Annotated in this window: 11 protein-coding genes and 2 pseudogenes; 10 read left to right on the top strand and 3 right to left on the bottom strand. The window is 68.7% G+C overall.

Going from position 1 to position 15,380, the window contains the following annotated elements; genetic code table 11:
• Positions 1 to 116 precede the first annotated feature (116 nt).
• A complete protein-coding gene (gad, locus tag ABT137_RS46475; RefSeq protein ID WP_351719087.1) occupies positions 117 to 1,481 on the bottom strand; it encodes a glutamate decarboxylase in 1,365 nt (454 codons plus the stop codon).
• Between the two features lie 314 nt (positions 1,482 to 1,795).
• A complete protein-coding gene (locus tag ABT137_RS46470) occupies positions 1,796 to 2,599 on the bottom strand; it encodes a Cof-type HAD-IIB family hydrolase (RefSeq protein WP_351719085.1) in 804 nt (267 codons plus the stop codon).
• Positions 2,600 to 2,995: 396 nt separating this feature from the next.
• On the opposite strand from ABT137_RS46470, the gene ppgK reads away from it, so the two are divergent.
• The 7 genes and pseudogenes from ppgK (at position 2,996) to zwf (ending at position 10,114) form a co-directional block, all read left to right on the top strand.
• Positions 2,996 to 3,736 carry a polyphosphate--glucose phosphotransferase gene (ppgK, locus tag ABT137_RS46465; RefSeq protein ID WP_351719082.1) on the top strand — a complete coding sequence of 247 codons (741 nt, stop codon included), beginning with the start codon at positions 2,996 to 2,998 and terminating at the stop codon, positions 3,734 to 3,736.
• A 51-nt stretch (positions 3,737 to 3,787) separates the two neighbouring features.
• Positions 3,788 to 5,854, top strand: a complete 2,067-nt coding sequence (tkt, locus tag ABT137_RS46460; protein ID WP_351719079.1) for a transketolase — start codon at positions 3,788 to 3,790, stop codon at positions 5,852 to 5,854.
• Positions 5,851 to 6,543 (top strand): annotated as a pseudogene (locus tag ABT137_RS46455) (transaldolase family protein); the annotation flags it as partial. The gene tkt and the pseudogene ABT137_RS46455, both read left to right, overlap by 4 nt.
• A 50-nt stretch (positions 6,544 to 6,593) precedes the next feature.
• Positions 6,594 to 6,854: pseudogene (locus ABT137_RS46450) on the top strand (phosphoglucose isomerase-related protein); the annotation flags it as partial.
• Positions 6,855 to 6,926: 72 nt separating this feature from the next.
• Complete coding sequence (gene gnd, locus ABT137_RS46445) at positions 6,927 to 7,958, top strand: phosphogluconate dehydrogenase (NAD(+)-dependent, decarboxylating) (protein WP_502984696.1); 1,032 nt, start codon at positions 6,927 to 6,929, stop codon at positions 7,956 to 7,958.
• 5 nt (positions 7,959 to 7,963) lie between these two features.
• Positions 7,964 to 8,656 (top strand): 6-phosphogluconolactonase, encoded by a 693-nt coding sequence (pgl, locus tag ABT137_RS46440; protein WP_351719077.1) that lies wholly within the window; start codon positions 7,964 to 7,966, stop codon positions 8,654 to 8,656.
• Positions 8,657 to 8,704: 48 nt separating this feature from the next.
• Positions 8,705 to 10,114 (top strand): glucose-6-phosphate dehydrogenase, encoded by a 1,410-nt coding sequence (gene zwf, locus ABT137_RS46435; protein ID WP_351719076.1) that lies wholly within the window; start codon positions 8,705 to 8,707, stop codon positions 10,112 to 10,114.
• 209 nt (positions 10,115 to 10,323) lie between these two features.
• On the opposite strand, the gene ABT137_RS46430 is transcribed toward zwf, so the two are convergent.
• Positions 10,324 to 11,712: a glycoside hydrolase family 43 protein gene (locus ABT137_RS46430; protein WP_351719073.1), complete on the bottom strand. Its 1,389-nt coding sequence runs from the start codon at positions 11,710 to 11,712 to the stop codon at positions 10,324 to 10,326.
• 224 nt (positions 11,713 to 11,936) lie between these two features.
• Between ABT137_RS46430 and ABT137_RS46425 the strand changes: the two genes are divergently transcribed.
• From ABT137_RS46425 to ABT137_RS46415, 3 genes are all read left to right on the top strand, one after another.
• A complete protein-coding gene (locus ABT137_RS46425) occupies positions 11,937 to 13,361 on the top strand; it encodes an amidase (RefSeq protein ID WP_351719071.1) in 1,425 nt (474 codons plus the stop codon).
• A 46-nt stretch (positions 13,362 to 13,407) separates the two neighbouring features.
• Positions 13,408 to 13,626, top strand: coding sequence for an NfeD C-terminal domain-containing protein (locus tag ABT137_RS46420; RefSeq protein WP_351497368.1), 219 nt, complete (start codon positions 13,408 to 13,410; stop codon positions 13,624 to 13,626).
• Between the two features lie 133 nt (positions 13,627 to 13,759).
• Complete coding sequence (locus tag ABT137_RS46415) at positions 13,760 to 15,250, top strand: flotillin family protein (RefSeq protein ID WP_351719069.1); 1,491 nt, start codon at positions 13,760 to 13,762, stop codon at positions 15,248 to 15,250.
• The last annotated feature ends 130 nt before the right edge of the window (positions 15,251 to 15,380 follow it).

Below are 15,380 nucleotides of genomic sequence, written 5' to 3'. Positions count from 1 at the left end.
TACGCCGGGCGCTCGCTCTTCGACCGGCGACACCGACTGGTTCACCGCAGGTCAAGGTTCGCGGTGGAGACGCCCTCAGAGCCGGCAGGTGCGTGCAACCGGGAGGCAGAGGTACGTCAGTAGCCGGTGCCACGCTTGACCTGGGCCCGCTCGATCTCGTGGGTCGCACCCTTGTCGTCCAACGTGCGACACGCGTCGATAATGTCCTGACTCAGGCGATCGATCTGCTCGCGGCTCAGGGTTTCCTTGACCAGGGCACGCATGATCTTCACCCGCTCCGCGTTGGGCGGGAGCGTGTACGCCGGCACCATCCAACCGCGCTCGGCCGAGAGTTGCCAGGCGACGTCGGACTCGTCGTAGGCATGCTGGCCGGCGAGGCGGAAAGCGACGAGCGGCAGCTGCTCGAGGTCGCTCCCGATCACTTCGAAGCGGCCGCTGCTACGCAGGTTGTCCGCCAGCACGTGGGCGTTCTCCTGCAACATCTTCATGACGTAGGTGTAGCCCTGGCGACCGAGCCGGACGAAGTTGTAGTACTGCGCGAGCACCATCGACGCGCCGGTAGAGAAGTTCAGCGTGAACGTCGCGTCGGTCTTGCCCAGGTAGTTCTCGTGGAACACGAGGTCCATGGGCAGGTCGGACTCCTCGCGGAAGACCAGCCAGCCGATGCCGGGGTAGACCAGGCCGTACTTGTGTCCCGAGACGTTGATCGAACGGACGTGCTCGAGCCGGAAATCCCATTTCGAGTCCGGGTAGAGGAAGGGCCACACGAATGCGCCGCTGGCTCCGTCAACGTGGATCGGGATGTCGAGGTCCCGCTCCTTGCGGACGTCCCGCAGCAGCTTGTCGATCCCGACGACGTCGTCCTTGTGGCCGGTGAACGTGGTGCCGAGGACGGCGACGACGCCGATCGTGTTCCCGTCGAGGTGAGGTTCCACGTCCTCCGGGCCGATCGTGTACTTGCCCTCGGCAAGCGGCACGATCCGCGGCTCGACGTCGAAGTAGCGGCAGAACTTCTCCCACACGACGTGGACATCCCCGCCGAAGACCAAGTTAGGTCGGTCGACCGACAGATTGGCCGCCCGGCGGCGCTCCCGCCACTTCCACTTCAGCGACAGCGCCCCCAGCATGATCGCCTCGGACGAGCCCTGGGTCCGACATCCGGTTGTCCTGCCCGGCGCGTGGAAGAGGCCGGCGAGCATGCGCACGCAACGCTGCTCGATCTCGGCGGAAATCGGGTACTCCGCATGGTCGATGAAATTGCGGTGGAGATTCTCGGCGATGATCCGTTGCGCCTCCGGCTCCATCCAAGTGGTGACAAACGTGGCAAGGTTACGCTGCGGGTCACCCTCCATGGCGAGGTCCACATCCAGCAGCCTCATTGCGTCCGTCGCAGCCATGCCTTGCTCGGGGAAGGTCTCCGAGGGAGCGGGCACGGTCAAGAATCGATTACCGAAAAGAGCCGCATCATCACCCTTAGTCATATGACGATTCAAACAGCGCCGGCGCCTGTCTCGGCGAGGGACACGCCGAGATGGAACAGTGAGGCTCCGAACTGGCTGCGGCCCCGCGCGAACGGAATATCCCCTTCTTTGAGAAAAGGCACCGATCAGCCTCCAAAGTCCGTCGGCTCGTCTGCCCACACACACCGACCCACCCAACGCCCATCCCGTCTGCCGCAGTGACAGACCGCGGCAGGCCAGCGCAGGCTGGAGCCAGGCGACGGTCGAGCCGGCGCCGAGGCCCACGACCATGGCGTCCTCAGGGCACGCCAGGCCCGGGCATGCGGTGACGCGGGTCATAGGATGAACTGCTCGACCGCGTTCGCGAAGCCTTCCTCCTCGTTGCTCGTTGTAACCCGCCTCGCCGCGCGCTGGACCTCGTGACTGGCGTTGCCCATCGCGATGGACAGTCCCGAGTGGGCGAACATCAGTACGTCGTTGGGCATGTCGCCGATCGTGGCGATCTGTTCGGGGGAGATCTGAAGCTTGGCGGACCAGTACTTGACGACACTGCCCTTGTTGGCCTGCGGATGGGTCACATCGAGGTAGTAGGGCTGCGAGCGGGCGGCCGAGACATGCTCGCCGAACTGCGCGCGAGCTGCGACCGCGGCCGCCTCGACGACCTGGTGGTCATCGCTGACCCCGACGACCTTGGCGGTGCCCTGCTCGAGCCCGTGGAAGGCGGGAACGAGCGTGGGCGCGAACTGCACCGTCCAGCTCTCGCGATCCACGTGCGGCCCCTTCACGTCGCGGACGTACCAGTCGGCACCCCGGTAGATCCAGACGCTGAGGCCGAACGACTCCATCAACGCGACGACCGGGGCCACCACCTCCGCGGGAATGACCTGCTGCTCGACAACGGTCATATCCGGGTTGACGATGAGACCACCGTTGAAGGCGGCGAGTTCAGTGGCCAGCGCCAAGGGCTCGATGATCATGGACATGCCGCGGGGCGGTCTCCCACTGGTCACCGCGAAGAGGACGCCGGCGTCGTAGAGCTTGTGGACCGCACGGACGGCGCGGTCGGTGAGGACCTTGTCGCTCGTGACCAAAGTGCCGTCGACGTCGGCAAGAAGCAGGCGGATCGGGCGGGTTGGCATCACGCCTCCGGAAGCTCTGGTCGCTGCCGGTCCGGGTGGGGAGAGGCATCGGCTCGTGGATGCGGGGGATTTGAGTGACGGATTCCCGGTCGGCTTGATTTCTGAAAGTTGCTGGAGAATACCGTCGCGGCCGGCATGAGTCGCAGTCGCGTTCCTCTTGAGCAGAGGGGAAGGTCGACGCCCTTCAGGGCGCGCAATTCTTGAATATACCCCTCAGCCTTCAAAATAGCCCCACAAGAGCGATGTGGCGAATATAAAGGATTTGTGGGATTATTGAGAATTGTGTGGCGAAGCTCTTACGGCGTTTGATGTCCAAAATTCAAGCAACACATTTTGGGCCAGCCTCTGTGAGGGGAGCGGGCAGTGGCGCAGGCAAGTCAAGACAAGACGGCCCGCGTGCTGGGGGTCGACATCGGCGGGACCGGTATCAAGGGAGCGCCGGTCGACCTCGAGTTCGGCAGCCTCATCGGTGAACGGGTCCGGATCCCGACGCCGCATCCGGCGACCCCGGGGGCAGTCGCGGACGTGGTCGTGCAGGTGCTCTCCCAGATCGGCGTCCCAGGACCGGTCGGGCTGACGCTCCCGGCAGTCATCCGGGGCGGCAGAGTCCAGACGACGGCCAATATCGACCCGGCCTGGATGGAGACGGATGCGGCCCAGCTCTTCGCACGGGCGACCGGCCGTGACGTGAGGGTAGTGAACGACGCCGACGCGGCCGGGATCGCCGAGATGCGCTTCGGCGCCGGCAAGGGACGCAAGGGCGTCGTCGTGATGGTGACGCTCGGCACCGGTATCGGCAGCGCCGTCTTCTCCGACGGGTACCTGGTGCCCAACAGTGAGTTGGGGCACCTGCCGCTGCACCACGAGGATGCCGAAGACTGGGCCGCGGAGTCGGTGCGCGAGCACGACGACCTGTCCTGGAAGAAATGGGCGCACCGTCTGGAGACGTATCTCGACCTCGTCCAGCGGCTGCTGTGGCCCGACCTGATTGTCATCGGCGGCGGCGTCAGCAAGAAGGCCGACAAGTTCCTGCCGTACATCCAGCTCAGGACCGAGATCGTGCCGGCGCAGCTGTTGAACGATGCGGGCATTGTCGGCGCGGCGCTCTTCGCCCCGGCCGGGAAAGCTCAACCCTAGTCTGCCGCGCTCGATATGAGCGCAGGGGCAGCACCTTCAGGGAGGCTCGCATTGAGCAGCAACGACCTGGAAACACTTTCCGTCAACACGATCCGCACTCTGTGCATGGACGCCATCCAGGCGGCCGACTCCGGCCATCCGGGGACACCGATGGGAATCGCCCCGGTCGCGTACACGCTCTGGCAACGCTTCCTGCGCTTCGACCCGGCCGACCCGATCTGGCCCAACCGCGACCGCTTCGTGCTGTCGGAAGGACACGCCTCCGCGTTGCTCTGGTCGCTGCTCCACCTCACCGGCGTGCGGGCTGTCGACCCCGACTACGAAGTCCTCGGCCGACCCTCCGTGACCCTCGACGACCTCAGGACGTTCCGCCAGCTCGGCTCGCGCTGCCCCGGGCACCCGGAGTACCGGTGGACCAGCGGCGTGGAGACCACCACCGGCCCGCTCGGCCAGGGCGTTGCGACCTCGGTCGGGATGGCGATCGCCGGGCAGTGGCTCGCCGCCCGGTACAACCGCGACGACTTCACCGCCTTCGACTTCGACGTGTACGCGATGGCCGGCGACGGCTGCATGATGGAGGGGGTCTCCTCGGAGGCCGCCTCGGTCGCGGCCCACCAGCGGCTGTCGAACCTCTGCTGGATCTACGACTCCAACCGGGTGACGATCGAGGGCCACACCGACATCACGTTCACCGAGGATGTGGCGGCCCGGTTCATCGGCTACGGCTGGAACGTCACCACCGTGGCCGACGCCAACGACCTCGACGCCGTGGCCCGCGCGCTGCACACCTTCAAGTCCGAGAACGAGCGCCCCACGCTCATCGTGGTGCACAGCCACATCGGCTACGGGTCACCGGTCGAGGACACCCCGAAGGCGCACGGCGCTCCGTTCGGCGTGGAGGGCGTCAAGTCGGCCAAGCGATTCCTCGGGATGCCGGAGGACAAGGACTTCTTCGTTCCCGACGGCGTCTACGAGCACTTCGCCGCAGGCATGGGCGCGCGCGGTCGCGAAGCCCGGACGAGCTGGGAGGCTCGATTCGAGGCCTACCGAACCACCCATCCCGACCTCGCCGACGAGCTGGAGCGCATGCAGCGGCGTGACCTGCCGGAGGGCTGGGAGTCGGCGCTGCCGACCTTCCCGGCCGACCCGAAGGGCATCGCCGGCCGTGACTCCAACGGCCGGGTGCTCAACGCGCTTGCCCAAGCCGTGCCGTGGATGCTCGGCGGGTCGGCGGACCTCTCACCGTCGACCAAGACCAACCTCACGTTCTCCGGCGCCGGCGACTTCCAGGCCGATGACCGCTCGGGGCGCAACCTCCACTTCGGGATCCGCGAGCACGCCGCAACCGCGATCACGAACGGAATGGCGCTGACCAAGCTGCGCCCGTACTGGTCGGGGTTCCTGATCTTCTCGGACTACGCACGCGGCGCGATCCGGCTTTCAGCGCTGATGGAGATCCCGGTCGTGCACATCTTCACCCACGACTCGATCGGGGTCGGCGAGGACGGTCCCACCCATCAGCCGGTCGAGCAGCTCGCGTCGCTGCGCGCGATGCCGGGGCTGCTGGTGTTCCGCCCGGCCGACGCGAACGAGGTCGTCGAGACCTGGCGGGTCGTCGCCCCGCTCAGGCACGAGCCGGCGGTGCTGGTCCTTTCCCGTCAGGCACTGCCGACCCTCGACCGCTCCGAGATGGGGGCCGCATCCGGGGTGGCCAGGGGAGCCTATGTTCTGGTCGACGCGGTGGACGGCAAGCCCGACGTCATCCTGCTCGCCACGGGGTCGGAGGTGCAACTCGCGCTCGCGGCCCGTGACGAGCTCGCCGCCGAGGGCCTCGCGGCTCGCGTGGTCAGCATGCCCTGCTGGGAATTGTTCGACCGCCAGCCCAAGGAATACCGCGACTCGGTCATCCCGCCCGGGGTCAGGGCCCGGGTCGCCATCGAGCAGGCGGCGACCCTCGGCTGGGACCGTTACGTCGGCGACGGCGGCGCGGTCGTCGGCATGCACACGTTCGGGGCATCGGCGCCGCTCAAGATGCTGCTGACCAAATTCGGCTTCACTCCCGAGAAGGTCACCCAGGTTGCCCGCGAGTGCGTGGCCGCCGGTAGGGAGCAGGCGTGAACGTGACCCAGGCGCTCCATGAGCAGGGCCAGAGCATCTGGCTGGACAACATCACCCGTTCGATGCTCGATACGGGCCAGATCCAGCACTACATCGACCAGTACTCGGTGACAGGGCTCACCTCCAACCCCTCGATCTTCGACAAGGCGATCGGCTCCGGTGACTACGACGACGCGATCCGCGCGAAGGCGGCGGGCGGGCACAAGGGCGAGGAGCTGTTCTTCGAGCTGGCCGTCGAAGACCTGCAGCGGGCCGCCGACCTGTTCCTGCCCATCCACGAACGCACCGACGGCGTCGACGGCTGGGTCTCGCTGGAGGTCTCGCCGCTGCTCGCCTACGACACGCAGCGAACGGTGGCGGCCGCCAAGGCGCTGCACGCCAGGGCCGACCGGCGCAACCTCTTCATCAAGATCCCCGGGACGCCCGAGGGGCTGCCGGCGATCGAGGAGGCCATCGCCTCGGGCGTTCCGGTGAACGTGACGCTGCTGTTCTCGGCAGACCACTACCGGGCCGCGGCTGACGCCTACCTGCGTGGCGTCGAGCGCCGGGTACAGGCCGGCCACGACCCCGCTGTCGGCTCGGTCGCGTCGGTGTTCATGTCACGCTGGGACGTGGCGGTCAAGGACGCCGCACCAGCCGGCCTCACCGACACCCTCGCCCTCGCCGTCGGCCTCGACGTGTACCGGGCCTACCGCGAAGTGATGGGCTCGCAGCGCTTCCAGCGGCTGGAGAATGCCGGCGCGATCTCACGTTCAGGTTCGTGTCCAACGTCGACTCGACGGACATCGTCGAGGCGACCCGTGATCTGGCCGCCGAAGAGACGCTGTTCATCGTCGCCTCGAAGACGTTCGGGACGCTGGAGACGATGACCAATGCCCTCTCCGCGCGTGAATGGGTCCTGGCGCAGCTCGGTGACGAGGCGGCGGTAGCCCGGCATTTCGTGGCGGCGTCCACGAACGCGCAACGGGTCACCGAGTTCGGCATCGACACACCGAACCTGAGCTCCGCCACGACTCGTCCACGAACGCGCTGATCCGGCACTACCGCACGCTCAAGGACTAGGAGGCACCACATGGCGACAGACAAGCCCATGCAGCTCGGGATGATCGGGCTCGGCCGGATGGGGGCGAACCTGGTGCGTCGGCTGATGCGGGACGGCCACCAATGCGTCGTGTCCGACGTCAACGCGGACGCAGTCGCCGAACTGGCCGGCGAGGGCGCCACGGGCGCAGACTCACTCCGGGATCTCGTTGCGAAACTGGACAAGCCACGGGCCGTATGGCTCATGCTTCCGGCTGCGATCGTCGACTCCATCCTCGACCAGCTCGAGCCGTTGCTGGAGCCCGGCGACATCCTCATCGACGGCGGCAATTCCTACTACCGCGACGACATCACACGCGCCAAGCGTCTTGCCGACAAGTCGCTGCACTATGTCGACTGCGGGACCAGCGGTGGAGTCTGGGGCCTGGAGCGCGGCTACTGCCTGATGATCGGCGGCGAGGACGAGGTCGTGGCCCATCTGGACCCGATCTTCAAGACGATCGCTCCCGGCGAGGGCAGCGCCGAGCCGACGCCGAGCCGGACCCGGACCGACGGCACCGCCCCGCTCGGGTACCTGCACTGCGGGCCGAACGGCGCGGGGCACTTCGTGAAGATGGTCCACAACGGGGTCGAGTACGGGATGATGGCCGCGATCGCCGAGGGCCTGAGCATCATCAAGCGAGCGGACGCCGGCGCAAGCCGGCAAGAGGTCGACGCGGAGACGACGCCCCTGCGCGATGCGTGGGCCTACCAGTACGACATCGACGTCGGAGAAGTGGCCGAGGTCTGGCGGCGCGGCTCGGTCGTCGGCTCGTGGCTGGTCGACCTGATCGCCGACGCCTTCGCCCGCTCGCCCTCCCTCGACGGCTTCGCCGGGCGGGTCTCCGACTCCGGGGAAGGCCGCTGGACCGTCCTCGCCGCGGTGGACGAAGGCGTACCGGCACCGGTCATCACCACCTCGCTCTTCGAGCGCTTCGAGTCCAGGCAGGCCGGGGAGTTCACCGACAAGATCCTCTCGGCGATGCGCTCGGAGTTCGGCGGGCACGCCGAAAAGAAGGGCTGAGGGCTGTGCATCACGAACTCCAAGTCGTCGCCGACCCCGATGCGGTCGCCGGCGCCGCGGCGGCGTTCGTGGCGCGGCTGGCCCGGGCCTGCGTGCAAGCCCACGGCCGATTCACGTTCGCCGTCAGCGGGGGACACACGCCCTGGGCGATGTTCGCGCGGCTCGCACATGAGCACGTCCCCTGGGAGCACGTGGCGGTGTTCCAGGTCGACGAACGCGTCGCGCCCGACGGCGGCCCGGACCGCAACCTCACCCACCTGCGGGAGAGCCTCGGTGCGGCCCCGGCCGAGGTCATCGCGATGCCCGTGAACGACGCCGACCTCGACGCGGCGGCCGCCGCCTACGGGCGGTCGCTGCCCGAGCGTTTCGACCTCGTTCACCTGGGCCTCGGCCCGGACGGGCACACCGCCTCGCTGGTGCCACGGGACCCGGTGCTCGAAGTCTCGGACCGGCTGGTGGCCCTGACGGCGCCCTACATGGGCCACCAGCGCATGACACTCACCTACCCTGCGCTCGCTCGCGCCCAGCAGGTGCTCTGGCTCATCACCGGAGCGGACAAGCGCGAACCGCTCTCAAGGCTCGTTGCGGGAGACCGGTCGATTCCCGCCGGCCGGGTCGAGGCGGCGGCGTCGCTCATCCTCGCGGACGCGGCGGCCGGCCAGGGCCCGGCTCGCGCCGACGCCCAGTCGCCAGCATGACCATGACGCCCAACCCTGTTGCCGTTCCGGCCCCGTAAGGGGGATCAGATGGCTTTGAACTCGTCGAACCTTCCCGCAGACGTGCTGGTCATTTTCGGGATCACTGGCGATCTCGCGCGAAAGATGACGTTTCGCTCGCTCTATCGGCTTGAGCGGCGCAAGCTGCTGACCTGCCCGATCGTCGGACTGGCGCGCGACGGCTGGTCCGACGACGCGCTGCGTGACCACGCCCGCGCGGCGATCAAGGCAGCGGGCGAGCCGCTCGACGAGAGCGTCTTTGCCCGGTTCGCCGCCCGACTCAGCTATGTGCAGGGCGATTACGCCGACGAGGAGACGTTCCATCGTCTCGCCCGGGCGGTCAACGGCAGTCGGCGCCCCGTCTTCTATCTGGAGATCCCACCGTCGCTGTTTGCCCGGGTGGTCGGGGGCCTGGCAGGCGCCGGGCTGACCAAGGACGCCCGGGTTGTCGTGGAGAAACCGTTCGGGCATGACCTCGCGTCGGCGCGCGCCCTCAACGCCGAGTTGCGTCAGCTGCTCGACGAGGATCAGCTGCTGAGGATCGACCACTTCCTCGGCAAAGAGCCGGCGATGGACATCCTGTTCCTGCGGTTCGCCAACTCCGTGTTCGAGCCGGTGTGGAACCGCGACCACGTCTCCTGCGTACAGATCACCATGGCCGAGGACTTCGGGGTCGAGGACCGCGGCCACTTCTACGACCCGGTCGGCGCGCTCCGCGACGTCGTGCAGAACCATCTGCTGCAGCTGCTCGCCCTGGTGGCGTCCGAGCCGCCATCAGCCGCCGATGCGGACGCGCTCCGAGACCGCCGGGTTGATGTGTTCCGGGCGATCCCCGACGCCGACCCGGCCCACTACGTCCGCGGGCAGTACGAGGGGTACCTGCAGGTCCCCGGCGTGCGGCCGCGCTCGCGTACCGAGACCTTCGTCGGGTTGCGGCTGGAGGTCGAGAACTGGCGCTGGTCCGGGGTGCCGTTCTTCATCCGCGCCGGCAAGTCGCTCCCCGAGCGAGTGACCGAGATCCGGATCGTGTTCAAGCGCCCGCCGCGGCTTGCGTTCGCGGAGCGGTTCGCGCCCGAGCCCGACCAGTGGATCCTGCGGATCGATCCGAGCCCTGGCATGAACTTCCGCATCCAGGCCAAGCAGCCGGGCAAGCAGGACACGCAGCTGGTGGATCTCGACCTCCTCTTCGCGGCCGAGCTCGGTGAGGCACCCGAGCCGTACGAGCGCCTGCTCAGTGATGCGATGCAGGGCAACGCGAGCCTGTTCACCCGGGAGGACTCGGTGGAGGAGACGTGGCGAATCGTCCAGCCACTGCTGGAGGCGCCCGGCGACCCCGAGCTCTACCGGCAGGGGACCTGGGGCCCGGCGGGCGCGAGCAAGCTCGTCGCCGGATATCCGCGATGGTACGAACCATGGCTGCCGGCGAGGTCTCCCGACTGACGGGGGCGAGGGAACTCCAGGAGGGTCACCAGGTCAAGGAGGTTGTCCACCCGGAGCATTGCGCAGTCGAGAGTGGCCCGGTACGCCTGGTTCGCACAGGGGCCGCACCCATGCCCGGACGTCGAGGGCCTCGCCGGGCCCTTCCCACCAGGTCACCCTGCCCCCCCGCCCCGCGCCCAGTGCACAACACAGGTCAGCAGCGGTGCAGGTCAGGCCCAGGACGTCACCGGCACGAACGAACTGTCCTGCCGGAACAGGTCGGTGCCGTTCGAGATGTCCACGCGGAGCTGGTAGTTGTAGTGGCGCAGGTAGTAACCCGGGTAGTTGTACGACTCGAAGCGGACCGAGCCGCTGGTCGAGCCCGTGCGGGCGATGAACGTGGCGTCCTGGGCGAACGTCGTCGTGCCGTCGTTGGCGTCGAAGCGGCCCCGGAAGTCGTAGTGGCGCAGGTAGTTGCCGGAGGCGTCGCGGAAGGAGTAGCCGTTGGCGTCGGCGAGGCCCGCGACCACGGTGAAGGTGGCCGCCTGCTTGTCGGCGGTCGCGCTGGAGCTTGTCACCACCGGGAGGTTGAGGAGGGCGGACACCTCTTCCCAGTACCTGGTGGTGTAGTTGGCCGACTGGAAGGAGCGGGTCGCGTTCTTCGTCACCGAGGTGCCGCCCGACACCGTCTCCTTGATCACCGTGAAGTGCCGGGCCGTGCCCGAGAGTGTCGGCAGGGCGGTCGGCGCGGACCACGTGGCGAACGTGTCGTAGCTGTCGCTGTAGTAGTAGGTGCCGTCGCCGTAGCCGTCGAAGAAGATCCGCCAGCCGCCGTTGTCGAGCTGGATCACGGAGGGGCCCTCGCGGTAGCTGCCCCAGCCCGCCCAGTCGCCGGTCCTGGAGATCGTGTAGGGGCCCTTGAGGCTGGCGGCCGTGCCGTACTCGATGTACTTCGCCGTCTCGTTCTTCGTGAAGGCGTGGTACGTCGAGCCGACCTTCACGATGTACGTGTCGATGTGGTTGGAGCCGATGCCGGAGAGGGCGGTCGGTGAAGTCCACGCCGTGAGGGCGGAGTTGGTCGCGGTCAGGACGTACGGCGTGAAGATCCACTCGTCGTCGGTCGTCGAGCAGGACACGATGACGTTGACGCTGCCGTCGCTGTCGACGAACCACTCGGGCGCCCAGGCCCGGGACAGGTCGGTGATGGGGATCGTGTAGTCGTACAGGAACGTCCAGTTGACCCGGTCGGCGCTGCGGGCGAAGCCGATCGTGGTGCTCTCGTCCTCCCAGGTGTGGGTGGTGTACGTGAGGTAGTAGTAGCCGTCCGTGTGCTTGAAGATGCTCGCGTCGCGGATGCGGTTGCTGGGCGGGGTGTAGGCGGAGGACTGCAGGAGGCGGAAGTCCCTGGCGTCGTCGGACTGATAGACGTTCACCGTGCCGTCGTCGCTGTTGAGGAACGGGACGATGGTGTAGCGGGTGGCGTAGCCGCTCGCGGGGGCGGCGGCCTCGGCCGTGCCGAGCAGGCCGGGCAGTTCGCCCAGGGCCAGGGCCGTCGCGGGCAGGGCGGCCAGCGCGCGGAGCAGGGTGCGACGGGACGGGGCGGGGGGACGTGTGGTCACGGCGGCTCTCCGGGGCTCGTGCAGACGCGGGCACTGCAATGCGTCCGGTATTTCGAACTGAGTTCGATAAGTCGTCGCAGAAAGTAGAAGTTGCGCCAGGTGCACGTCAATGCTTTGGGCAGGACTGGGGCGCAGCTGGACGCCGGCTGTGCGAAACCTGTCCTGCGGGAGCCGGATCGACGTTACTCTCCGGTAAACGCTGCGCCCCGGAGGTGGGGCACCGTATGTCGTACGACCGTTCCGCAGGGCTCGCCGAGTGCGTACGTGCCCTGGCCGCCGGAGAATTGACCTCGCGTCAGCTCACCGAGGAGAGTCTCGCGCGCATCGAGGCCACCCAGGGCTCCCTCAACGCCTTCCGGATCGTGCGCCGTACGGCCGCCCTCGCCGAAGCGGACGCCGCCGACCGGGAGTTGGCCGCCGGGGTGCGCCGGCCGCTGCTCGGGGTGCCGGTCGCGGTGAAGGACGACACGGACGTGGCCGGCGAGCCGACCGCCTTCGGCTGCCCGGGCGAGTTCCCGCCGGTGGCCGAGGACGGGGAGGCGGTACGGCGGCTGCGCGCGGCCGGGGCCGTGATCGTCGGCAAGACCAATACGTGTGAGCTCGGGCAGTGGCCGTTCACCGAGGGGCCGGCCTTCGGTGCCACCCGCAACCCGTGGCAGCCCGAGCACACTCCGGGCGGGTCCTCGGGCGGGTCGGCGGCCGCCGTCGCGGCGGGTCTGGTGCCGGCCGCGCTCGGCTCGGACGGCGCCGGATCCGTGCGCATCCCGGCCGCCTGGACCCACCTCGTCGGCATCAAACCGCAGCGCGGCCGCATCTCCACCTGGCCGCGCGGCGAGTCGTTCCAGGGCATCACGGTCAACGGCACTCTGGCCCGCACGGTCGCCGACGCGGCCCTGCTGCTGGACGCGGCGAGCGGGAATCATCCGCAAGACCCGCACCGGCCCGCCCAGTTGACCCTCCTCGACGCGGTCCGCCGCGACCCGGGGCGGCTGCGCATCGCCCTCTCCCTCAAGCCGCCGTTCACCGCGCTCCCCGCCCGCCTCCGGCCGGAGGTGCGCACCCGGGTCCTCGAACTCGCCCAGAAGCTCGCCGCGTTGGGCCACACGGTCGAGGAGGCCGACCCGCCCTACGGCCAGATCGGACTCACCTTCGTCCCCCGCGCCACGGTCGGGATCGCCGAACGCGTCCGCGAGGCGCCGCACCCGGACCTCCTCGACCGGCGCACCCTGGAGGCGGCCCGCCTGGGCCGGCTGCTCGGCGGGGCCCCGCTGCGGGCCGCCCGGCGCGCGGAGGCCGCCCTGCGGGCCAGGATCGGCGCCTTCTTCACGTCGTACGACGTCGTCCTCGCGCCGACCACCGCCGCTCCCCCGCCCCGCGTCGGCGCGCTGCTCGGCCTGGGACAGTTCGCCACCGACCGGGCGATGATCGCCGCCTGCCCCTACGCCTGGCCGTGGAACGTGCTGGGGTGGCCGGGGGTCAACGTGCCGGCCGGGTTCGTCGGGGACGGGCTGCCGGTGGGCGCGCAGTTGCTCGGGCCGGCGGAGAGCGAGCCGTTGCTGGTCTCCGTCGCCGCCCAGCTGGAGGCCGCACTGCGCTGGCACGAGCTCTGGCCGCCGCGCGCCGCGACCGTCGACGCCCCGGCGGCGTAGGAGCAGGCCACTTTCCCCGCGCTTGACCTGCCCGTACCCTCTGACCATGGACGATGCGTCGATGGTCGGGCTCGTGGGTCGGGTCAGCGGAACGATCGGGCCCGGGCTCGTCGGCGAGGTGATCGTCCGGGTGCGCGGGGGCGCCGAGCACTTCCTCGCGTACGCCGCCGACGGCACCGGCCGGATCGAGCGGGGCACGGTGGTGATGGTGGTCGAGTACCTGCCGCCGCGGACGGTCTACGTCACACCCGCGTACGACAGTTGAGCGACCATAGCCCCAGGTGAGGGGCGTATGCGTCAAGATTGCAACAAGGAATCGTCAGCGTCTTCACCCGGCGCTCACGCGGGCGCACACTCCCTTCGTTCGGTGCCGAAAGGGCACCATTCAAAGGGGGCGTATGCCGATGGTTGTCGGCGTCGTTGCGGGGGTGGCGGTTCTCGCCGTTCTCGTGCTGATCGGTGTGTTCAAGATGATGTGGCGGGTCGCCGAGCCGAACGAGGCTCTCATCATCTCCGGTTCGAAGCATCGGACCGAGGGGCTCGAAGAGGGCATGGGGTTCCGGATCGTCACGGGGCGCGGCACGCTGGTGCTGCCAGGCGTGCAGGCGGTGCGCAAGCTCTCCCTGGATCTCAACGAGACCGAGTTGTCGGTGGACTGCGTGACCCAGCAGGGCATTCCGCTGAAGGTGCGGGGTGTGGTCATCTTCAAGGTGGGCGACGACTTCGTGTCGATCGCCAACGCGGGCCGCCGTTTCCTGGACCAGCAGAAGATGATGTCCGAGCGGGTGCACAACGTGTTCGCGGGTCATCTGCGGTCCATCGTGGGCGGGTTGACGGTCGAGGACATGATCCGCGACCGGGACAAGCTCACCGGGCAGACCCGGGCCGCCTGCGGCACGGAGATGGAGAAGCTGGGGCTCATCGTGGACTCCCTGCAGATCCACGAGATCGAGGACCCGACGGGGTACATCCAGAACCTGGCGATGCCGCACGCGGCGGCCGTGCAGCGGGACGCACGGATCGCGCAGGCGGAGGCGAACCGGCTCGCCACGGAGGCGGAGCAGGCGTCGTTCGCCCGGATGGCGGAGGCCACCCGGGACAGCGAGATCCTCCAGGCCGGCTACCAGGCCGAGCGGGACAAGGCGGCCGCCCAGTCCCGTCAGGCCGGTCCGCTCGCCGACGCGGCCGCCCGGCAGGAGGTCGTCGTCCAGGAGACACGGGTCGCCGAACTGGAGGCGCACCGGCGCGAGCAGCAGCTCCAGGCGGACGTCCGCAAGCCGGCCGACGCCAAGGCCTACGAGAAGCGGACACTGGCCGAGGCCGAGCGTGACGCGCGTATCTCGGCGGCCCAGGCCAAGGCGAAGGAGACGGAGCTGGCGGCCGCGGCCGAGGCGACCCGGGTCAAGGCGGCCGCGGGTGCCGAGGCCGAGGCGACCAAGTCCCGGGGTACGGCCACCGCGGCGGCGACCCGGGCCACCGGTGAGGCCGAGGCGGCCGCCGCACAGGCCAAGGGGCTGGCGGAGGCCGAGGCGGCCAAGGCGAAGGGGCTCGCGGAGGCGGAGGCCATCAAGGCCCGTGCCGCCGCCCTCGCGGAGAACCAGGAGGCGGTCGTCGCCCAGCAACTCGCCGAGAACTGGCCGGAGATCGTCAAGGCGGGTGCCTCCGCCTTCGGCAACGTCGACAACATGGTGCTGCTCAACGGCGCCGACGGCATGTCCGAGTTGTTCGCCAAGGCGCTCACCATGGGCGGCACGGGGCTCGGTCTCGCCCGTCAGCTCCTCGCGTCGATGAACCAGAACGGGCAGGCGCCGGGCGGGACTTCACCGGTCCTCAACGGGGTCACGGCCCCGACGTCGCAGAAGGTGCAGGTGGAGGAGGGCGGCGAGTAACAGCCGAAGTACAACCGAAGCACAGGGTGCCCCCGCCATGACATACTCTATTTGTTTTGGTGACATTTGTGGGTATAACTTTCACCCAATCCCGATTGTTAGTGGTTTTTTATATGGTGGGATTGTTGGT

Origin of the sequence: Streptomyces sp. NPDC001980 (assembly GCF_040296885.1) — a bacterium.
Lineage (GTDB): Bacteria > Actinomycetota > Actinomycetes > Streptomycetales > Streptomycetaceae > Streptomyces.
This window is presented reverse-complemented; position numbering and strand designations above follow the sequence as displayed.

Coding starts and splice junctions, on each gene's coding strand:
- zwf (WP_351719076.1), top strand. CDS start 8,705: ATGGCTTTGAACTCGTCGAACCTTCCCGCAGACGTGCTGGTCATTTTC.
- ABT137_RS46420 (WP_351497368.1), top strand. CDS start 13,408: ATGGACGATGCGTCGATGGTCGGGCTCGTGGGTCGGGTCAGCGGAACG.
- gad (WP_351719087.1), bottom strand. CDS start 1,481: ATGACTAAGGGTGATGATGCGGCTCTTTTCGGTAATCGATTCTTGACC.
- ABT137_RS46425 (WP_351719071.1), top strand. CDS start 11,937: ATGTCGTACGACCGTTCCGCAGGGCTCGCCGAGTGCGTACGTGCCCTG.
- gnd (WP_502984696.1), top strand. CDS start 6,927: ATGGCGACAGACAAGCCCATGCAGCTCGGGATGATCGGGCTCGGCCGG.
- ABT137_RS46470 (WP_351719085.1), bottom strand. CDS start 2,599: ATGCCAACCCGCCCGATCCGCCTGCTTCTTGCCGACGTCGACGGCACT.
- ABT137_RS46415 (WP_351719069.1), top strand. CDS start 13,760: ATGCCGATGGTTGTCGGCGTCGTTGCGGGGGTGGCGGTTCTCGCCGTT.